18 protein-coding genes are annotated in these 20,365 nt (G+C 62.7%); 8 read left to right on the forward strand and 10 right to left on the reverse strand.

The features are described from left to right. Positions 1-228: 228 nt before the first annotated feature. From PP4_RS04745 to ttgA, 3 genes are read right to left on the reverse strand one after another with little or no spacing between them, the layout of a single operon-like run. Positions 229-1,683, reverse strand: coding sequence for an AdeC/AdeK/OprM family multidrug efflux complex outer membrane factor (locus tag PP4_RS04745; protein WP_016498128.1), 1,455 nt, complete (start codon positions 1,681-1,683; stop codon positions 229-231). Then, positions 1,680-4,832 (reverse strand): multidrug efflux RND transporter permease subunit TtgB, encoded by a 3,153-nt coding sequence (ttgB, locus tag PP4_RS04750; RefSeq protein ID WP_016498129.1) that lies wholly within the window; start codon positions 4,830-4,832, stop codon positions 1,680-1,682. Before ttgB ends, PP4_RS04745 begins: the two co-directional genes overlap by 4 nt. A 3-nt stretch (positions 4,833-4,835) precedes the next feature. Beyond that, entirely contained in the window at positions 4,836-5,990 is a 1,155-nt protein-coding gene (ttgA, locus tag PP4_RS04755; RefSeq protein ID WP_016498130.1) for a toluene efflux RND transporter periplasmic adaptor subunit TtgA, read from the reverse strand. A 258-nt stretch (positions 5,991-6,248) separates the two neighbouring features. Here ttgA and ttgR point away from each other — a divergent pair, with 258 nt between their 5' ends. Beyond that, positions 6,249-6,881 carry an efflux transport transcriptional regulator TtgR gene (ttgR, locus tag PP4_RS04760; protein ID WP_016498131.1) on the forward strand — a complete coding sequence of 211 codons (633 nt, stop codon included), beginning with the start codon at positions 6,249-6,251 and terminating at the stop codon, positions 6,879-6,881. Between the two features lie 99 nt (positions 6,882-6,980). Here ttgR and PP4_RS04765 read toward each other — a convergent pair whose 3' ends face one another. Beyond that, positions 6,981-8,432, reverse strand: coding sequence for an MDR family MFS transporter (locus PP4_RS04765; RefSeq protein ID WP_016498132.1), 1,452 nt, complete (start codon positions 8,430-8,432; stop codon positions 6,981-6,983). A 362-nt stretch (positions 8,433-8,794) separates the two neighbouring features. Here PP4_RS04765 and PP4_RS04770 point away from each other — a divergent pair, with 362 nt between their 5' ends. Beyond that, entirely contained in the window at positions 8,795-9,664 is an 870-nt protein-coding gene (locus tag PP4_RS04770; protein WP_016498133.1) for an isocitrate lyase/PEP mutase family protein, read from the forward strand. Positions 9,665-9,916: 252 nt separating this feature from the next. Here the strand turns inward: PP4_RS04770 and PP4_RS04775 are convergent, their stop codons facing one another. Further along, the gene (locus PP4_RS04775) at positions 9,917-10,822 is read right to left on the reverse strand and encodes a LysR family transcriptional regulator (RefSeq protein ID WP_016498134.1); all 906 of its coding nucleotides are present in this window, start codon (positions 10,820-10,822) and stop codon (positions 9,917-9,919) included. Positions 10,823-10,924: 102 nt separating this feature from the next. Here PP4_RS04775 and PP4_RS04780 point away from each other — a divergent pair, with 102 nt between their 5' ends. Together PP4_RS04780 and PP4_RS04785 are read left to right on the forward strand one after the other, a co-directional pair. Next, positions 10,925-11,800 carry an MBL fold metallo-hydrolase gene (locus PP4_RS04780; protein ID WP_016498135.1) on the forward strand — a complete coding sequence of 292 codons (876 nt, stop codon included), beginning with the start codon at positions 10,925-10,927 and terminating at the stop codon, positions 11,798-11,800. A gap of 28 nt (positions 11,801-11,828) precedes the next feature. Continuing rightward, complete coding sequence (locus PP4_RS04785) at positions 11,829-12,443, forward strand: NAD(P)-dependent oxidoreductase (protein WP_016498136.1); 615 nt, start codon at positions 11,829-11,831, stop codon at positions 12,441-12,443. A gap of 80 nt (positions 12,444-12,523) precedes the next feature. Here PP4_RS04785 and PP4_RS04790 read toward each other — a convergent pair whose 3' ends face one another. Beyond that, positions 12,524-13,399 (reverse strand): LysR substrate-binding domain-containing protein, encoded by an 876-nt coding sequence (locus PP4_RS04790; protein ID WP_016498137.1) that lies wholly within the window; start codon positions 13,397-13,399, stop codon positions 12,524-12,526. Between the two features lie 114 nt (positions 13,400-13,513). Here PP4_RS04790 and PP4_RS04795 point away from each other — a divergent pair, with 114 nt between their 5' ends. Further along, positions 13,514-15,151 (forward strand): 5-guanidino-2-oxopentanoate decarboxylase, encoded by a 1,638-nt coding sequence (locus PP4_RS04795; RefSeq protein ID WP_016498138.1) that lies wholly within the window; start codon positions 13,514-13,516, stop codon positions 15,149-15,151. A 134-nt stretch (positions 15,152-15,285) separates the two neighbouring features. Here PP4_RS04795 and PP4_RS04800 read toward each other — a convergent pair whose 3' ends face one another. Beyond that, on the reverse strand, positions 15,286-16,206 hold the full coding sequence (locus tag PP4_RS04800; protein ID WP_016498139.1) for an AraC family transcriptional regulator: 921 nt from the start codon (positions 16,204-16,206) through the stop codon (positions 15,286-15,288). 202 nt (positions 16,207-16,408) lie between these two features. Between PP4_RS04800 and PP4_RS04805 the strand changes: the two genes are divergently transcribed. Both PP4_RS04805 and PP4_RS04810 read left to right on the forward strand, forming a co-directional pair. Further along, on the forward strand, positions 16,409-16,702 hold the full coding sequence (locus PP4_RS04805) for a putative quinol monooxygenase (protein ID WP_016498140.1): 294 nt from the start codon (positions 16,409-16,411) through the stop codon (positions 16,700-16,702). Positions 16,703-16,751: 49 nt separating this feature from the next. Beyond that, on the forward strand, positions 16,752-16,985 hold the full coding sequence (locus PP4_RS04810; RefSeq protein ID WP_041167964.1) for a hypothetical protein: 234 nt from the start codon (positions 16,752-16,754) through the stop codon (positions 16,983-16,985). On the opposite strand, the gene PP4_RS04815 is transcribed toward PP4_RS04810, so the two are convergent. Together PP4_RS04815 and PP4_RS04820 are read right to left on the reverse strand one after the other, a co-directional pair. Then, positions 16,986-17,591, reverse strand: coding sequence for a flavin reductase family protein (locus PP4_RS04815; protein ID WP_016498142.1), 606 nt, complete (start codon positions 17,589-17,591; stop codon positions 16,986-16,988). It lies immediately after the preceding gene. Positions 17,592-17,709: 118 nt separating this feature from the next. Continuing rightward, on the reverse strand, positions 17,710-18,036 hold the full coding sequence (locus tag PP4_RS04820) for a hypothetical protein (RefSeq protein ID WP_016498143.1): 327 nt from the start codon (positions 18,034-18,036) through the stop codon (positions 17,710-17,712). A 341-nt stretch (positions 18,037-18,377) separates the two neighbouring features. Between PP4_RS04820 and PP4_RS04825 the strand changes: the two genes are divergently transcribed. After that, positions 18,378-19,130, forward strand: coding sequence for a COG4705 family protein (locus tag PP4_RS04825; protein ID WP_016498144.1), 753 nt, complete (start codon positions 18,378-18,380; stop codon positions 19,128-19,130). Here the strand turns inward: PP4_RS04825 and PP4_RS04830 are convergent. After that, positions 19,109-20,248 carry a Fic family protein gene (locus PP4_RS04830; protein ID WP_016498145.1) on the reverse strand — a complete coding sequence of 380 codons (1,140 nt, stop codon included), beginning with the start codon at positions 20,246-20,248 and terminating at the stop codon, positions 19,109-19,111. The genes PP4_RS04825 and PP4_RS04830 overlap by 22 nt on opposite strands. Positions 20,249-20,365: the final 117 nt, after the last annotated feature.

Genomic DNA, 20,365 nt, shown 5'->3' on the forward strand with positions numbered 1-20,365 from the left:
ACGTTGCGTAAGCGGATGTTGCGGGGTAGTGCGGGGGTGAGGCAATTCGCCGCAAACGGAACGGGGCGATAATCGAACGGAATGTTCCAGTTGGTTAATTGTTTTGCTTTGACAGGCTCTTCGCAGCACAACGCTGCTCCAGCAGGTCGAGCGTTCGGAGCAACAACAGCGCCCGGTAAAAACAAAAAGCCCACCGTAGAGGTGGGCTCGATGCTGCTACAAACTCAATCAGCCTTTCGGTGCTTGCACCGATGCCTGCTGGTTGGCCTGCCCGGTCTGCTCATACCAGCCCCCGCCGAGCGCCTTGTACAGGTTGACCTCGCTGGTCAGCTGCGAAAGGCGGTCGGTAATCAGCGACTGCTGGGCGCTGAACAGGTTGCGCTGGGCGTCGAGGAAGGTCAGGTTGCTGTCGATCCCGATGCGGTAGCGGCGCTCAGCCAGGCGGTAGTAATCCTGGTTCGCCTGCACCAGGTCGCGCTGGGCCTGCAGCTGCTCTTCGAAGGTTTTGCGCGCCGCCAGGCCATCGGAGACTTCCTGGAAGGCGGTCTGGATGGTTTTTTCGTACTTGGCGACGTTGATGTCCTTCTGGATCTTCGAGTAGTCCAGGCTGGCCTTCAGGCTGCCGGCGTTGAAGATCGGCAGGTTGATCTGCGGCTGGAACAGCCAGGTGCCTTGGCCACCCGCAAACAGGTGACCCATGTCGGGGCTCAGGCTGCCAGCGTTGGCGGTCAGGCTGATGCTCGGGAAGAACGCTGCGCGGGCCGCGCCAATGTTGGCGTTGGCGGCCTTTAGCAGGTGCTCGGCTTCCTGGATGTCCGGGCGACGCTGGAGGATGTCCGACGGCAGGCCGGCCGGCACTTCGGCCAGCTGGTCGGCGTTGAGCTCCAGCGGCTTCGCCAGGTTGGCAGGAACGCCGGTGCCCAGCAGCACGGTCAGGCTGTTGACGTCCTGGGCGACCAGGCGCTGGTACTGCGAGTACTTGACCCGGGCGCCTTCCACGGCGGTGCGCGCCTGGCTGACGTCAAGGGCAGAAGCCACGCCGACTTCATTGCTGCGACGGGTGAGGTTGTAGCTTTGCTCGTAGGTCTTCAGCGTTTCTTCGGTCAGCTTGAACAGGGCCTGGTCGGCCTGCCAGGTGTAGTAGGCGTTGGCCACGCTGGCCACCAGGGCGATTTGCGTGGAGCGACGCGCCTGCTCGCTGGACAGGTAGGTTTCCAGCGCCTGCTCGGTCAGGCTGCGCACACGGCCGAACAGGTCCAGCTCATAAGCGCTGACACCCAAGGTGGCCGAGTACTGGCTGGTGATGCCAGATTCGCCGGTTTGCGACATGTTCGCCGGTACGCGCTGGCGGCTGCCGCTGCCGGTGGCCGAAACCGCCGGGAACAGGTCGGCACGCTGGATGCGGTACTGCGCGCGGTAAGCGTCGAGGTTCAGCGCCGCGACGCGCAGGTCGCGGTTGTTGACCAGCGAAGTCTGGATCAGCTGTTGCAGTGCCGGGTCGTGGAAGAACTGGCGCCAGCCCTGTTCGGCGGCAGCAACGTCTGCCGATTGCGTCGGCGAGTACGCAGGGCCTTGCGGCCACTGCGCTGCCACCGGCGCTTCCGGGGTCTGGTAGTCAGGGATCAGCGAGCAGCCGCCAAGAATGAAAGCGGTTACCGCCAGGGACAACAAAGACTTGGTCATTGCCCAGCCTCATAACGTGGAGTTTCAGGGGTGGCGTCTTTTTCCGGCTCTTTGCTGCCGAACAGCGACGACACTGCGACGAAGAACAGTGGTACCCAGAAGATAGCCAGCACGGTCGCACTGATCATGCCGCCGATCACACCTGTACCGATGGCGTGCTGGCTGCCGGCGCCGGCGCCGCTGGCGATGGTCAACGGTACCACGCCGAGGATGAACGCCAGCGAGGTCATGATGATCGGGCGCAGACGCATGCGGCACGCCTCGATCGCTGCGTCGTACAGGCTACGGCCCTGCTCGTGCAGTTCCTTGGCGAACTCGACGATCAGAATGGCGTTTTTCGCCGCCAGGCCGATGGTGGTCAACAGGCCGACCAGGAAGTACGTGTCGTTGGACAGCCCGCGCAGGCTGGTGGCGATCAGTGCACCGATGATACCCAGCGGTACTACCAGCACGACGGCGATCGGGATCGACCAGCTTTCATACAGTGCAGCCAGGCACAGGAACACGAACAGCACAGAGAGGGCGAACAGTGCCGGCATTTGCGAGCCGGAGAGCTTTTCCTCGTAAGACATGCCGGTCCAGGAGAAGCCGATACCGTCCGGCAACTCGCCCGCGATGCGTTCCACCTCGGCCATGGCATCACCGGTGCTGTAGCCCGGGGCCGGAGCACCCAGGATTTCCATTGCCTCGACGCCGTTGTAACGGGACAGCTTGGGCGAACCGTACGTCCACTCGCCTTTGGCGAACGACGAGAACGGGACCATTTCGCCTGCACCGTTGCGCACGTACCACTTCTGCAGGTCTTCCGGGCTCATCCGCGCGTTTGGTTCGCCCTGGATGTACACCTTCTTGACTCGGCCACGGTCGATGAAGTCGTTGACATAGCTGGCACCCAGTGCAATCGACAGGGTGTTGTTGATGTCGGCAATGGTCACGCCCAGGGCGCTTGCACGTTCGTCATCGATAGTCAGCTGGTACTGCGGCTCATCGTTCAGGCCGTTCGGGCGCACGGCGCTGAGCACCTTGCTTTGTGCGGCCTTTGCCAGGAACTGGTTGCGCGCTTCCATGAGCTTGGCATGGCCGACACCGCCGCGGTCCTGGAGGAACACGTCGAAGCCGGTAGCGTTACCCAGTTCGAGTACCGCAGGCGGCGCGAAGGCGAACACCATCGCGTCGCGGAAGGTGAAGAAGTGCTGCTGGGCACGTTCGGCCAGGGCGAACACACTGTTCTCCTTGGAGCGCTCGCCCCACGGCTTGAGCATGATGAACGCCATGCCCGAGCTCTGGCCGCGGCCGGCGAAGTTGAAGCCGTTGACAGTGAACACCGATGCCACGGTGTCGGCCTCTTCCTTCAACAGGTACTCACGCATCTGGTCAACCACAACCTGCGTACGTTCGGCACTGGAGCCGGCCGGGGTCTGTACCTGGGCAAACAGTACGCCCTGGTCTTCTTCCGGGAGGAAGGCAGTAGGGATGCGGGCGAACAGCCAGATCATGCCGACCACGATCAGCGCGTAGCCGAGCAGGAACGGTACCTTGTTGCGCAGGATAGTGCCCACGCTGCGCTCGTAGCCGTTTACGCTGCGGTCGAAGTTGCGGTTGAACCAGCCAAAGAACCCGCCTTTGGCAGTGTGGTGCTCACCTTTCTTCAGCGGCTTGAGCATGGTGGCGCACAGTGCCGGGGTGAAGATAAGCGCTACCAGCACCGAGAGGCCCATGGCCGACACGATGGTGATGGAGAACTGCCGGTAGATCACACCTGTGGAACCACCGAAGAACGCCATGGGCAGCAGTACCGCCGACAGTACCAGGGCAATACCCACCAGGGCGCCCTGGATCTGTTCCATCGAACGTTTGGTCGCCTCCTTGGGCGGTAACCCTTCCTCGGACATGACCCGTTCGACGTTCTCCACCACGACGATGGCGTCGTCCACCAGCAAGCCGATGGCCAGGACCATGGCGAACATGGTCAGGGTGTTGATACTGAAGCCTGCGGCGGCAAGGATGCCGAACGTACCCAGCAACACCACCGGTACGGTCATGGTGGTGATGATGGTGGCGCGGAAGTTCTGCAGGAACAGGTACATCACCAGGAACACCAGGACCACGGCTTCGATCAGGGTGTGGATCACACCGCTGATCGACTCGGTGACCACCGGTGTGGTGTCGTACGGGAATACCGCTTTCACGCCAGGCGGGAAGAACGGTTCGAGGCTTTTGATGGTCTCGCGCAGTGCCTTGGCAGTATCCAGCGCGTTGGCGCCGGTAGCCAGTTTTACGGCCAGGCCGGAAGCCGGCTTGCCGTTGAACTGGGCGCTGACCGCGTAGTTTTCACCGCCCAGGCCCACTTGCGCGACGTCACCCAGTCGTACCTGGGAGCCATCCTTGTTGACCTTGAGCAGGATCTTCTCGAACTGCTCGGCGGTTTGCAGGCGGGTCTTGCCGATGATGGTTGCGTTCAGCTGGGTGCCAGGCAGGGCTGGCAGGCCGCCGAGCTGGCCGGACGAAACCTGCACGTTCTGCGCGGCCACGGCGGTCTTGACGTCGACCGGGGTCAGCTGGAACTTGTTCAGCTTGGCCGGATCGAGCCAGATACGCATGGCGTACTGCGCACCAAACACCTGGAAGTCACCCACACCCGCAGTACGCGAGATCGGGTCCTGCATGTTGGAGACGATGTAGTTGGCCAGGTCGTCCTTGGTCATGCTGCCGTCTTCGGACACCAGGCCGATCACCAGCAGGAAGTTTTTCACTGCCTTGGTAACGCGGATACCTTGCTGCTGCACTTCCTGCGGCAGCAATGGGGTGGCCAGGTTCAGCTTGTTCTGTACCTGGACCTGGGCGGTGTCGGGGTTGGTGCCCTGTTCGAAGGTGGCAGTAATGGTCATGCTGCCGTCGGAGTTGCTTTCCGACGACACATAACGCAGGTTGTCGATACCGTTGAGCTGCTGCTCGATCACCTGCACCACGGTGTCCTGCACGGTTTGCGCCGAAGCGCCCGGGTAGGTCACGGCGATGGCGATGGCCGGCGGCGCGATGCTGGGGTACTGGTTGATAGGCAGCTTCAGGATCGACAAGGCGCCGACCAGCATGATCACCAAGGCGATCACCCAGGCGAAGATCGGGCGATCGATAAAGAACTTCGACATGGTTTACTCCGCTTTGGCGTCTGCTTTCGCCGCGTTGGCCTGATCAGGGCTGCCCGGCTTCTTGACGTTGGTGGCTTCGCTGACCTTGACCTCGACGCCCGGGCGCACGTACTGCAGCCCTTCGGTGATCAGGCGGTCGCCTGGGTTGAGGCCTTCCTCGATCAGCCAGTCGCTGCCCAGGGTACGGCTGGCCTTGAGCTGGCGCAGTTCGACCTTGTTCTCCTGGTTGACCACCAGGGCGGTTGGTGCGCCTTTGAGGTCGCGCGTCACGCCCTGTTGCGGTGCCAGGATGGCGTTGGCGTTGACCCCGGCCTTCAGCCGCGCATGCACGAACATGCCTGGCAGCAGGGTGTGATCGGGGTTGGGGAACAGGGCGCGCAGGGTGACCGAGCCGGTGGTCTCGTCGACCGCAACTTCGGAGAATTCCAGGCGGCCTTCCTGCTTGAGCAGGCTGCCGTCTTCCAGCACCAACTGAACCGAGGCGGCGTTGTCGCCGGCCTTCTGCAGCTGGCCGCTTTCCAGGTCACGGCGCAGCTTGAGCAGCTCGGCGGTGGACTGGGTAACGTCGACGTAGATCGGGTCGAGCTGCTGGATAGTGGCCATGGCGTCAGCCTGACCGTTGCTCACCAGTGCACCTTCGGTGAACGAAGAACGGCCGATACGGCCGCTGATCGGCGCCAGGACCTTGGTGTAGCGCAGGTCGATCTGTGCGCTTTTCAGCGAGGCCTCGGCCTGCAATCGTTTGGCATTGGCGTCGTCGTATTCCTGTTTGGATACGGCCTGTTCGTCAATCAGCTGCTTGTAGCGCTCGGCCAGCGAGCGGGTAGCCTGCAGGTTGGCCTGGGCGTTGCCCAGGTTGGCTTCGTACACGGCAGGGTCGATCTGGTACAGCTGCTGGCCTTCCTTCACCTCACTGCCTTCCTTGAACAGGCGCTTGAGGATGATGCCGTTGACCTGCGGGCGCACTTCGGCGACCCGGTAGGCAGTGGTACGCCCCGGCAATTCCGAGGTCAGGGTGAAGGCTTGCGGCTGAAGGGTAACCACGCCGACCTGAGGAGCCTGCGCCGCTGGCGCTGCTTCTTCTTTCTTACAGCCACTGAGCAGGGTTGCCAGGGCGACGGCGGAAACCAGAGCGGTAACGGCTGGCTTGAATTGCATGAGGATCCTCGGGTCGCTGGAGCAGGGAGACGCTCAAGAGTAATGGAAGAGATCTTGATCTGGAAAAATTGCTATCCGGTGGATAAATAGCTTGCTAAGGAATATACTTACATTCATGGTTGTTTGTAAATACCGCTGGGTTGTACTCAGGTACTGCCACAGCTCTTGATTAGCTCATCCGCGAGGCTCCCTGCAGAGGTGCCCCCGGAGCGTCCCCCGCACGCGCCGCGCGTTCGGGCCAGATGAGGTTGTACTGCCATGGTCCGTCGAACCAAAGAAGAAGCCCAGGAAACCCGCGCCCAGATCATCGAGGCGGCGGAAAAGGCCTTCTACAAGCGCGGGGTTGCGCGAACCACCCTGGCCGACATCGCCGAGCTGGCGGGTGTGACGCGCGGGGCGATCTACTGGCACTTCAACAACAAGGCAGAGTTGGTGCAGGCGCTGCTCGACAGCCTGCACGAAACTCATGACCACTTGGCGCGGGCGAGTGAAAGCGAGGACGAAGTCGACCCGCTTGGCTGCATGCGCAAGCTGCTGCTGCAAGTGTTCAACGAGTTGGTGCTCGATGCCCGAACCCGGCGTATCAATGAAATTCTGCATCACAAGTGCGAGTTCACCGATGACATGTGTGAAATCCGCCAGCAGCGCCAGGGCGCGGTACTGGATTGCCACAAGGGCATTGCCCTGGCGTTGGCCAATGCCGTTCGCCGGGGCCAGTTGCCTGACGCGCTGGATGTCGAGCGCGCAGCGGTGGCGATGTTTGCCTATGTCGATGGCCTGATCGGGCGCTGGCTTTTGCTGCCTGACAGTGTCGATCTGGCGGGCGATGTCGAAAAATGGGTCGACACCGGGCTGGATATGCTGCGCTTGAGCCCGGCCCTGCGCAAATGACACTTTGTTAAGGATTGTGAGGGAGTGTTTCCCGTCTGTATTAAGAGAGGATTAATACTTCCGGGGTGCCCTGAACGGAGCACTGGAACAGCGCACCCTTCAGCGACCACGTAATTGCCGGTCGGGCAGCGCAAATGCCGCAAACACCCCCAGCACCGCAACCAGCGCACTGCCCATCAGCAAATGCCGGAACGTCTCCGTCAACCGGCCCTGCGTCACCAGGTCCACCTCCCCGGCCTTCAGGCTCCCCAGCAATGGATTACCCAGCAGTTCAAACCCGCCCTGGTGCAGCAGCGCCAGCAGCAGGCTGGACATGCAGGCCACGCCCATGGCCCCGCCCAGCGAACGGAACAGGTTGGTGGTGCTGGTGGCCACCCCGATGTCCTTGCTGTCCACCGCGCTTTGCGTGCCCACCAGCGATGTCGGGAACTGCAACCCGCAGGCAATGCCGGTCAGCAGCATGAACACTGCGCTGAGCCACCCAGACTGTGGCGGGGTCAACGCCATGGCAAAAATGGCCACGGGCATCAGCAGTGCTCCGGCGAGGATCTGCGGCTTGTAGCGCCCGGTCCGGCTGGTCATGCGCCCGCCGGTGAAGGCGCCCAGGGGCAGCCCCATCGCCAGTGGCAGCAGGTGCAGGGCGGCGCTGTCGGCACCGGCGCCGGTGATGCCCTGGTAGCGCAACGGCATGAGCATGGTCAGCGAAATCGACTGGAAGCTGGCGAAAAAGATCACGCCCCAGCACAGCACCGCCACCCGGTTGCCGAACAGGCCCAAGGGCAGCAGCGGCTCCGGGCAGCGGCGCTCATGAACGACGAACAGCGCCAGGCCCAGCACGGCGCAGGCGAACAGGGCCACTACTGCCGGGTCAACCCAGGCGTGGCCCTGGCCGACCAGGGTGATGCCCAGTAACAAGCTGCCCAGGCCGAGGATCAGCAGCACGGCGCCGAGGTAGTCCACCTGTGCCTCGCGGCGCTGCGCGGGCATGCCGCACAGGGCTCGGTGGATCGCCCACAAGGCAACCAGCCCCAGCGGCAGATTGATCCAGAACACCCAGCGCCATGACAGGTACTCGGTCAACCATCCCCCCAGCACCGGCCCGGCGACACTGGCCACTGCATACATGCTGCTGAAATAGCCCTGGTAGCGGCCGCGTTCACGCGGGGGCACGAAGTCGCCGATGATTGCCTGGCTGACCGAGACCATGCCGCCCGCGCCAATGCCCTGCAGTACCCGGGCCAGCACCAGTTGCTGCATGTCCTGGGCCAGGGCGCAGGCGATCGAGGCCAGGGTGAACAGGCTGATGCCGGTCAGGATCATCCGCCGCCGCCCGTAGAGGTCACCCAGCTTGCCGTAAATCGGCACGGCCACGGTCATGGCCACCATGTAGCCGGAGATGACCCACGCCAGCAGGCCGACATCGTTGAACTGAGCCGAGATCGCGGGCAGCGAAACGGCGACGATGGTCTGGTCCAGTGCGCCGAGGAAGATCGCCAGCATCAGGGCGGTCAGCACGTTGCGCAGTGTCGTGGGGGGCAGGGCGGCGGTCACGGGAATACCTTGTTTGTCTGTTGCGGCCTCTTCGCGGGCAAGTCGGATTGTAACCTGAGTTAGGTAGCTTCCTATGTACTATCTGCATCCCCTATGCCGAATCGGCATTGGCGCATTCATCCAGTGCAGCATGGCTGCGTGATATCGTTGGTATGCCACAGGGGCTGAAATCCGGGGCTTGCACCAGCTTGGTGCAACAATATGCCGCAGGTTTTTCAGCCCGCTGTCTCCCACACCTTTTATTCCTCTGCCTGCATGTCGAGCATGACCGCCCAGATGGCGACGGTTGGAACAGGTCAGGTAGACCCGATTACAGGGGTCGGTAGTTACCGTTCAAACTTCAACTTATTTGCGGAGTGATCATGCCCAAGGCTTCCCATCAAGATCTGCGTTTTGCCTTCCGCGAACTGCTCGCTTCAGGTTCCTGTTACCACACGGCATCGGTGTTCGACCCGATGTCGGCACGCATTGCCGCAGACCTGGGCTTCGAGGTCGGCATCCTGGGTGGTTCTGTCGCTTCGTTGCAGGTACTGGCCGCGCCGGACTTCGCCCTGATTACCCTCAGCGAATTCGTCGAGCAAGCCACCCGTATTGGCCGGGTAGCGCAATTGCCCGTGCTGGCTGATGCCGACCACGGCTACGGCAACGCGCTGAACGTGATGCGCACGGTGATCGAACTGGAGCGCGCCGGCGTGGCCGGGCTGACCATCGAGGACACCCTGCTGCCTGCCCAGTTCGGGCGCAAGTCCACCGACCTGATACCGGTCGAGGAAGGCGTTGGCAAGATTCGTGCGGCGCTGGAGGCTCGGGTCGATTCGTCGTTGTCGATCATCGCCCGCACCAACGCTGGCGTGCTCACCACCGAAGAAATCATCGTGCGCACCCAGAGCTACCAGAAGGCCGGTGCCGATGGCATCTGCATGGTGGGCGTGAAGGACTTCGAGCAGCTCGAGCAGATTGCCGAGCACCTGACGGTGCCGCTGATGCTGGTCACCTATGGCAACCCCAACCTGCATGACGATGAACGCCTGGCGCGCCTGGGTGTGCGTATCGCAGTCGACGGCCATGGCGCCTACTTCGCTGCGATCAAGGCCACTTACGATTGCCTGCGCTTGCAGCGTGGCAAGCAGAACAAGTCGGAAAACCTGAGCGCCACCGAACTCTCGCACACCTACACCCAGCCCGAGGATTACATCCGCTGGGCCAAGGAATACATGAGCGTCGAAGAGTGACCGGCAGGGCGCCGTCAGCTCAACGGACGGCGCTCAAGGTTGCAGTGTGAGGCACGCAATGTGCCTGCTCGCAGCTGGCTGCGGCGCTGGGCTGGCTGCGTAGCAGCTCGGCGCGCCAGCAAGCAGAACCATAAAGCCCTGCGACGGCCGTCATGGCCATGACAAGGGCGACTCTTCTGGATTTGATGCCCATGCTACTCACCTCCTGTTACAGCAATAGGTGATACCTTCCAGCTTAGGCCAAATTCCGCGTTACAGATCCCGATCCCACTCCGGCTCGTCCTTGAACCGCTGCACCAGGAAATCCAGCATGCTGCGCAAGGTCGCCGGCATGTGCTTGCGCGACGTATAAACCGCATTCAGGTTAAGGGTACGCGGCTGCGCTTCGGGCAGCAGGCGCACCAGTTCGCCCCTGCGCAGGGCGTCGGCGGTCTGGTAGCTCGGCAGCATGGCGATGCCCGCGCCGGCCAGTGCCGCCTTCTGCAATGTCATCGCTTCGTTGGCGCTGATGTTTCCCGCGACCGGCACGGCTACTGGCTGGCCGGCTACCTCGAAATGCCAAAGGCTATGGCCGAAATAGGCATGGGTCAGGCAGTTGTGCCGGCTCAGGTCCTCGACCCGTTGCGGTACGCCGTGCTCGCTCAGGTAGGCCGGGGACGCGCACACCACCGAGCGGCACACGCTCAGGCGCCGGGCGATCAGGTTGGGGTCCAGCTCGTTGCTGGTGCGGATGGCCAGGTCGATGCGTTCATCCACCAGGTTGACGGTGCGATCGAGCATTTGCAGTTCCACCTTCACCCCAGGATAGCGCCGCACATAGGCAGCCACCGCGTCCACCAGCTGCGCCTGGCCGAACGAGGTGCTGACGCTGATGCGCAGCGCGCCTTTTGGCGCGTCATCCGGCTGCTGCACTGCGGCCTGCAGGTCGCCGGCCAGTTCCAGCAGTTGCCGGCAGCGGGGCAGGGTTTCCTGGCCGGCTGCGGTGAGGCTGAGTTTGCGAGTGGTGCGCTGCATGAGCCGCGCGCCAACCCAGTCCTCCAGCTCTGCCAGGTAACGCGACACTACGGGGCGAGATAGCTGCAGGTGGTCTGCCGCTGCTGACTGGCTGCCCAGGTCGACGACGGTGACGAAAACGCGCATGGCGTTAAGACGGTCCATGATTTGCCCGGTTTTAGAAACAAACTATGTTCGAGCATCGCATTTTTTGCGACGGATCGGGCAACTAAGCTGTTGGGCATCGTTCAACTGAAGGCCTTGCCCATGTCCCTGTTCACCCCCCTGCGTGGCCTGCTACTGGCCTGCGTGACCCTGGCCGGCCCGGCGCTGGCTGCCGAACCGTTGCAACTGGACGTCTACAACCCCGGGCACGCGGCCATTTTCCCGGTCAGCTCGGTGATTGTCAGTGGCGAGCACGATGCCGTGCTGGTCGATGCCCAGTTCGGCAAGGCCCAGGCCCAGCAACTGGTGCAGCGCCTGCAGGCTGGCGGCAAACACCTGACCACCATCTACATCAGTCACGGCGACCCGGACTATTACTTTGGCCTGGACACCCTGACCCAGGCCTTCCCCGACGCGAAGGTGCTGGCCTCTGCCGCCACGGTTGCGCATATTCGCCAGACCATGGATGCCAAGCTGGCGTACTGGGGGCCGCAGATGGGGGCAGACAAACCGGCGCGACTGGTGGTGCCGCAGGTGCTCGAAGGCCAGCGCCTGACACTGGAAGGGCAAGCCCTCGACGTGGTTGGCCTGGACGGCCCGCAGCCAGACCGCAGCTTCGTGTGGATCCCGTCAATCAAGGCGGTAGTGGGTGGCGTGGTGGTGGCCGAGAACATTCATGTGTGGATGGCCGATACTCAATCGGCCAAGTCCCACGCCGACTGGCTTGGCACCTTGGCGCACATCGAAGCGCTGGGGCCACGCACGGTCATCCCTGGGCACTACCTGGGAGACAGCAGCCGTTCACTGAAAGCTGTTCGTTTCACTGCAGACTACATTCGTGGGTTCGATGCTGAAACCGCCAAGGCGAAAGACGCCAACGCGCTGATCGAGGCCATGAAGCAGCGTTACCCGGGCCTGGCCGATGAAAGCTCGCTGGAGCTCGGGGCCAAGGTCGCCAAGGGCGAGATGAAGTGGTAATTCCTTTCAATTGATGGAGAGTGTTCCCATGAGCAAGATCGCAATCATCGGTGCCACTGGCCGCGCTGGCAGCCAGTTGCTGGAAGAAGCCCTGCGCCGTGGCCACAGTGTGCTGGCCATCGCCCGCGACCCTTCGCCACTGCAGGGGCGTGAAGGGGTGACCGTCAAGGCGCTGGATGCCAGGGACAGTGCGGCCCTGCAAGCGGCGGTAACGGGTGTGGACGCCGTGTTGAGCGCGGCGCATTTCTCGACCATCGAGCCGCAGGCGATCATCGAACCGGTCAAGCGGGCCGGGGTCAAGCGCCTGTTGGTGGTGGGCGGGGCCGGCAGCTTGTTGCTGCCGTCGGGGGACCGGGTGATCGACAGCCCGGATTTCCCGGAAGCCTACAAGGCCGAAGCCACTGCCGGGGTGCGTTTTCTGGAGACATTGGAGGGCGAGCCAAACCTTGACTGGACCTTCCTCTCGCCGTCGGCGGAGTTTGTTGAAGGTGAGCGCAGCGGGCGCTACAAAGTAGGCAAGGATCATCTGCTGATCGGTGCGGATGGCAAAAGCTGGATCACCTTTGCCGACTATGCGATTGCCATGCTCGACGAGCTGGAAAAGCCAGCGCATTCGCGGCAGCGGTTTACAGTCGGGTATTGAGTCGCCTGCTTCGCGGGCATGCCCGCTCCCACAGGTACAGCGCTGTACCTGTGGGAGCGGGCGCGCCCGCGAAGAGGCCCTTATTGGCCAGCCTGGCTCTCCAGCCAGTCCAGTAACTCCACCAACCCCGGCGGCAAGTTTCTGGCCTGGCTCACCAGGTAATACCCTTTCCCGGTCACCACCTTCTGCGCAAACGGCATGCACAGCCGCCCCCCGCGCAAGTCATCGCCAATCAGCGACCAGTCGCCGATGGCCACGCCTGTCCCCTGCGAGGCCATGGCCATCGCCATGTCCAGTGTCTCGAAATGCTGCTTCGGCCCATGAGTGGCCAACGTCACCCCAGCGGCCTGTAGCCACAACTGCCAGTCATGTTCATCCCGCGAGGGGTGCAGCAGCATGTGTCGCGCCAGGTCTTCCACTTGCTGCAACGGTATCGGCCCCTCACGCAGCGAGGGGGCGCACACTGGCGTAAGTTGTTCATCGAACAGCTTGCGCACCTGCAGCCCGTGGTTCGGCGCATCGCCGTAGACCACCGCCGCATCGAAGCCCTCGCGACGAAAATCCACCCCATGTTGCACCGTGGTGGTCAATTCCACGGGTACATCCGGGCGCAGTGCCTGCCATTCCATCAGGCGCGGCAGCAGCCAGCGCATCACGCACGTCGGGGCCTTGAGCTGCAAGGTCGTGCTGCGCCCACCCACTTCGCGCACGCCTTGCTCGATCAGCGCGAACACCTGCTGCACCCGAGGCAGCCAGTCCTGGCCTTCACGGGTCAGGCTAAGCCCGCGGGCCTGGCGCTGGAACAGGGCATAACCCAGGTGTTCTTCGAGGGCAGCTATCTGGCGGCTGACGGCGCCTTGGGTGATGTGCAGCTGTTGCCCTGCACGGGTGAAGTTGCAGTGCTGGGCGGTGACCAGAAAGGTGTGCAGGGCGGGCAGGGGCGGGAGGCGTTTCATCGCACTAAGCCATGATGACAGGACATGGCTAGTATGTGTTTTTTTGCATTGTGGCGATAGCCGTGGCTTGGGTCCAATAAGGGCATACTCCAACAAGATTCATGGTGAAACCCGATGGCAACCTGCGGCGAAGTACTGGTCAATCTCCTTGAAGGCTATGGCGTCGACCATGTCTTCGGCATTCCCGGTGTACATACCGTTGAGCTCTACCGTGGCCTGGCGGGCTCGTCCATTCGCCACATCACCCCGCGCCATGAGCAGGGGGCAGGGTTCATGGCTGACGGCTATGCGCGCACCCGTGGCAAACCTGGGGTTTGCTTCATCATTACCGGCCCTGGCATGACCAATATCACCACTGCCATGGGCCAGGCGTATGCCGACTCGATCCCGATGCTGGTGATTTCCAGTGTGCAGTCCCGTGATCAGCTGGGCGGTGGCCGCGGCAAGCTGCACGAACTGCCCAACCAGTCGGCGCTGGTGTCGGGAGTGGCCGCGTTTTCTCACACCTTGATGAGTGCTGCAGACCTGCCGCAGGTGCTGGCGCGGGCATTTGCCGTGTTCGAGAGCGCCCGGCCACGCCCGGTGCATATCGAAATCCCGCTGGACGTGCTGGTCGAACCGGCCGACTTCCTGCTGCCGGGCCGCCCGGTGCGTGGCAGCCGGGCAGGGGCAGCGCCGCAGGCCGTGGCACAGATGGCCGAGCGCCTGGCAGGTGCCAAGCGGCCGTTGATCCTGGCGGGCGGTGGCGCGTTGGCCGCGGGTGCTGCGCTGGCGCGCCTGGCCGAACACCTTCAGGCCCCGGTGGCCCTGACCATCAATGCCAAGGGTTTGCTCCCGGCCAGCCACCCGCTGCAGATCGGTTCGACCCAGTCACTGCCGGCTACTCGAGAGCTGGTGGCTGAAGCGGACGTGGTGCTGGCGATCGGTACCGAACTGGCTGAAACCGATTATGACGTGACCTTCAAGGGTGGCTTCGAGATCCCGGGTAGCCTGCTGCGCATCGATATCGATCCGGACCAGACCGTGCGTAACTACCTGCCGGAGCTGGCGCTGGTAGCCGATGCCGAGCTGGCCGCCGAGGCATTGCTCGCTGCCTTGCAGGCTCAGCCGCAACCTGTGCGCGAAAGCACCTGGGGTGTGGCTCGCGTGTCCAACCTGCGCCAGACACTGGCGGCAGGTTGGGACCAGCCAACCCTGAGCCAGACCCGTCTGCTGAGCGCGATCCTGGAGCGACTGCCCAATGCCGTGCTGGTGGGCGATTCGACCCAGCCGGTGTACACCGGCAACCTGACCCTGGACATGCACCAGCCACGTCGCTGGTTCAATGCCTCAACCGGCTACGGCACCCTGGGTTATGCGCTGCCTGCGGCCATGGGCGCGTGGTTGGGGAGTGCGGAGCAAATCGGCCAGCGCGCGCCTGCGGTGTGCCTGATTGGTGACGGCGGTTTGCAGTTCACCCTGCCGGAGCTTGCCAGTGCTGTGGAGGCACAGGTGCCGCTGATCGTGCTGCTGTGGAATAACCAGGGGTACGAGGAGATCAAGAAGTACATGGTCAACCGGGCGATCGAGCCGGTCGGGGTAGATATCCATACCCCGGACTTCATCGGCGTGGCGCGGGCGCTGGGGGCTTCGGCGGAGCATGTGACCGACGTGAAGCAGCTGCAGGCGGCGCTGGGGCAGGCGGTGGAGCGCAAGGGGCCGACCTTGATCCAGGTTGACCAGAATCAGTGGCAGGAAACCGTGGCGGGTTGAATCAAGGTTATTGCCTGTGCGGGCCTCTTCGCGGGTAAACCCGCTCCCACAGGATCGCCACAGTCTTCGAAAGCTGTGGTGATCCTGTGGGAGCGGGTTCACCCGCGAAGAGGCCAGCACAGGAAGAACCAGGCTCAGCCAGCAGTAGCCCGCAACCGCGCCACATCCCGAATCGGTGGTGCGCCATACAGCCGGCTGTATTCACGGCTGAACTGCGACGGGCTTTCATACCCCACCCTATAGGCTGCCACCGCCGCCTCTAGCCCGTCGTTGAGCATCAACCGCCGCGCCTCCTGCAGGCGCAGCTGCTTCTGGTACTGCAACGGGCTCATCGACGTCACGGCCTTGAAGCGATGGTGCAAGGTCGAAGTGCTGAGGTTGACCTCCCGGGCCAGGTCCTCGATGCGCAGGGGCAACTGGTAGTTGTTGTTGAGCCAGGTAATGGCCTGGCACACCCGGTGAGTCTGGCTGTTGGCCAAGGCAATTTCATACAGCCGGCAACCCTGCGGCCCACGCAGCAGGCGATAGAGAATCTCGCGGCGGAACAGTGGCGCGAGCATGGCGATGTCGCGCGGGGTATCCAGCAGGCGTAGCAGCCGCAGCAAGGCGTCGAGCAATGCGGCATCGGTCCTTTCCACATACAAACCGCGGCCTGAAGGCCGGTTGGGTACCAGCATCGGCCCGCTCTCGGCGATCAGCTGGCTGATCTCGGCCGGGTCCAGGTCCATGCGCAGGCCCAGGCTGGGGTTTTCCGGGCTGGCGTCGAGCCTCACCCCGCTCAGCGGCAAGGTCACCGACACCACCATGTAGTGCAGGGGGTCGTAGGCGTACTGCTCGTCACCAAGGAACAGGCTTTTGCTGCCCTGGGCAAGGATGCACAGCGCCGGTTGCGCCAGGGTCGGCACCGAGCGCACGTTCTCGGTGTAGCGCACCAGATACAGGTCATCGATGGCCGATGCGGGACCATGGGGGTCGCCGGCATGGCGGCGGATCAGCTCGGCCAGTTCCAGGCGCTGCAGTTCCAGGGTCGGGTCGATGGACGTGGCGGTGGTCATGATGGCTTTCCTCTGCTGACCGACGCAGCATAGGTTTGGGCAAAGAGGGGCGCTAGTCGAAAGCTGCACGTCGCTTGCCTGATCCTGCCGCGCAGCAGGATCAGGCAATCGGCGAGCAGTAATGGCCTAACGCGGCGCGCGGGTGAGCCCCTAACCTTGGCAGCCTGGCTTTTTCGTCCGCCTGCTTCAAGGAGATTGTGCAATGACCCTAAAACAACCGGTCACCCATCTTGCTTTCATCCGTGCCAGCAGCGGGCGCTCGGCAGAACTGGGCGCGCGCCTGCGCGACCTGCTCGAGCCCTCGCTGCGTTCGCCGGGCTGCCTGAGCTTCACGGTACAGCGCTCCCAGGCCGATGCCGACCTGTGGTTGCTCAGTGGCAGCTGGCAGGATCAGCAGGCGATGAGTGGCTACTTTGCTTCGCCGACACTGGATGTGTTTGGCGAGCTGGTGCAGGCACAGGTGGTCAGCAGCCTGGACTTGCACACCTTCGATTGAGGGTGGATGAGGTAAAGTAGCGCCCTTGTTCAACCACGCGGATAGCAACATGGCACGTAGGGAATTCACTCATTTCGAAGCGGTATCGGCGATGGTGCCGGTGGAAGGTGGCGGCTACAACGCGGCCATTGCGGTCAAGGCCCTGGCCATGGGCGGCGCGCCGCGCTTTCACAAGGTCCTGGACGGGCAGGTGTTCAAGGGCGCCGTGGCCGCCGACGAAGCGGCCACGGCCGAGCTGCAGCGCCTGCAAGGCGTCAGCGAAGAGGGTGAACTGATCTGGTGATCAGGCCGGCGGGCGGCCCATCTTGAACAGGTTGCCCAGCTCGAAATAGTCCGCCGGGCCACCGCCACGCAGGATCGGTTCGGCGGCAGCGGTATCGTAGATGCCGTTTTCAAGCAGGTGCTCGGCAATGTGCACCGCAACCACTTCTCCGAGGATCAGCCAGCTGGGCACCAGTGCCTGGTCGGCCCGCTTGAGCTGGACGATCTGGCTGACCTTGCACTCGAACGCCACCGGGGTTTCGCCTACGCGGGGCACGCTGACGATGCTCGACGGCGTGGCGGTAAGGCCGCTCAACTCGAACTCGCTCACCTCGGCAGCAACCGGCGCGCAGCTCTGGTTCATCTGCTCGGCCAGTGGGCGGGTGGCCAGGTTCCAGACGAATTCGCCGGTCTGCTCGATGTTGTTCAGGCTGTCTTTGCGCCCGACGCTGCAGAAACCGATGATCGGCGGGATGTAGTTGAAGGCGTTGAAGAAGCTGTAGGGCGCCAGGTTCAGTCGGCCTTCGCGGTCATGCGAGGAAATCCAGCCGATAGGGCGGGGGCCGACGATGGCGTTGAACGGGTCGTGGGGCAGGCCGTGGCCTTTGGCAGGTTCGTAGTAATACATCTGTGCTGGGCTTGTTGGCCCTACCTCCTGGTGGACAAGGTGCCTAGTGTGCCAAGCCTGTGCTCGCCTGCAAATGATCAAGCCCGGCCGAAGCCGGGCTGGGTGCTCGCATCAGGTATCAGCTGATGCGGTGGGCGTTGGTGCGGTCGAAGCCGTCTTCAGCGAAGCGTTGGCCGCCGGTGCGGTCGAAGCCGTCTTCAGCAAAGCGCTGGCCGTTGGTGCGGTCGAAGCCGTCTTCAGCAAAGCGCTGGCCGCCGGTGCGGTCGAAACCGTCTTCAGCGAAACGTTGGCCACCGGTGCGGTCAAAACCGTCTTCAGCGTAGTTGGCGGACTGGGTTTGAGCGGCGGCAAAGGTGTGAGCGTTGGTACGGTCGAAGCCATCTTCGGCGAAGGCGCCAGCGGCGAAAACCGAGAGGGCCAGGGTGAGGATCAGTTTGTTTTTCATGGTCGTTGCTCCGGGGTTCGAGAAGTTGTTTGTTTCTATGGGTTTAATCCTACGCCGATAAATTAGATTAAAAAGCGCAAATAATAGCGTTTAAGAATCGTATAAATCGATATGTTTGGGCGAGCTCCGCGGGGGTCAGGCGGCGGTGTCAGTGATTGGCCGCAAGCCCTCGCGTCGTCGTTTTGTCAGCCATTGCAGCTTGAAGGCCGGGCATTAATGGGGCGTTAACAGTGAAATATCTTGTTTCAAAGTCCGATCAACGCTTTTTTCATACAACACCAACCGATTTTTCAAACCTTGCTCAGCACCATCGCCGCACCTCAAACTGGAGCGGCACAACAATGAACAAACTCCCGCAAATCACCTTGGCCTTCTGGGTCATGAAGATCTGCGCTACTACCCTTGGCGAAACGGCAGGCGACTTGCTGTCGATGACGCTGAACATCGGCTATGCACTCAGCTCGTTGATGCTGATCAGCGTGTTCGTGCTGACCTTGCTCGGCCAGCTCTACTCGCGCCGCTACCACCCGATGCTGTACTGGCTGGTGATTCTCTCCACCAGTACCGCAGGCACCACCATGTCCGACTTCATGGACCGCACCCTGGGCTTGGGTTATGCCACGGGTTCGGCCCTGCTCATCGGTATCCTGCTGCTGACCTTCCTGGTCTGGCGCCTGAGCGGCAACCCGCTGGATGTCACCCGCATCAAGAATCGCTCGGGCGAGCTGTTCTACTGGGTAGCGATCCTGTTTTCCAACACGCTCGGCACTGCCCTGGGTGATTACCTGGCTGATGATTCGGGGCTTGGTTTTGCCGGTGGCGCACTGCTGATCGGCAGTGCCATCGCATTGGTGGTAGTGGCCCGTTACTGGACGCGCATCCCCGGCGTGCTGTTGTTCTGGGTGGCGTTCGTGCTCACACGCCCATTCGGCGCCACCTTGGGCGACTTCCTCACCAAGCCACATGAAAAGGGCGGCCTGGACTTCGGCACAATCGGTTCGTCGGCCGTGCTGGGCGGGGTGCTGCTGGTGCTCGTGCTGATGGCCACCTGGTACCAGCGCCGTGAGCCGCGTCAGGCGTTGGAGATGTCCTGAGTGTTGATGCGATAGCGGGTACTGCGGCCCCCGCCTGGCAGGCGAACCAGGCAAGCCTTGTCGAGCAGGTCGGTAAGGTGGCGGGTCGCAGTGGCCTTGGAAACCTTCGCCACTGCCTGGTACTGCGTAGCGCTGATGCCCTCCTCGAAACCGCGGGGGCCCCCATCAAGCAACCTGTTGAGCACCTTGACCTGTTCAGGCAGCAAGCCATCTGCGCGATGCGCCTGCCAGAACCTGGCCTTGGCCAGTATCCGGTCGATGTTTGCCAGTGCCTGTTCGAGGCTGCGCAGCAATGTGGCAAGGAACCAGGACAACCAGCGGGTGATATCCAGGTCGCCTTTCTGGCTGCTCTCCAGGACCTGGTAATAGCCGGCCCTGTCCTCGAGGATGCTGGCGGACATGGCATAGAAGCGAATGGCCTGGCGCTCAGCTTGGGCCAGCGCCAGGTCGGTGATTGCCCGGGTCAGCCGACCATTGCCATCATCGAACGGGTGCAGCGTGACAAACCAGAAGTGCGCAATACCGGCGCGTAACAGCGGATCCAGACCAGCGATATCGAGGCTGTTGGCAAACCAGTCGAGAAACGCCGCGAGCTGTGTTTCAAGACCCTCGCGCGGTGGTGCCTGGAAATGCACGGTGGGCTTGTCGAGACGGCCGGAGATCACCTGCATGGGCACTTCATCACGTAACCGGCCGACCAGTACCGCCTTGCTCAAGGCGCCTTGTACTTCCGGGAATAGCCACTGGTGCCAAGTGAACAGGCGTTGCAGGGTCAGTGGTCGGTCATACCCTTGAGTTGCATCCAGCATCAGTTCCGCCAGCCCTTCACTGCGGGCACTGGTAGCTCCCGGTTCATCCATGCCCAGCCGACGGGCAAGAGAAGAGCGCACCGAGCCCACATTCAGCTGTTCACCTTCGATTGCCGAGGATGTGACGATGTTCTGCAGCAGCGTATCCAGCATGTTCTGGCACTCGCTGAGCCCATTGATGCTGCCGATCTTGCCCAGCAGACGACCTTGCATGCTGATGCAGTTGCGCAGGAGCGGGGCAATGGTTTCGTTTTGCCAGGTAAATTGGGGCCAGGCTGGTTGCTGCCAGATCCACAAAGGGCTGTTCATGATTGTGCCGATCCATCCTGTGAGCCGAATAAGCCGGCTATTCGGCTCATTGGGTGAGCCGAATAATAGCGCTAATCGGCTCACAGGTTGTCGTGCGTCATGAAAAAGGGGGCGCCC

The organism is Pseudomonas putida NBRC 14164 (assembly GCF_000412675.1).
GTDB classification, from domain to species: domain Bacteria; phylum Pseudomonadota; class Gammaproteobacteria; order Pseudomonadales; family Pseudomonadaceae; genus Aquipseudomonas; species Aquipseudomonas putida.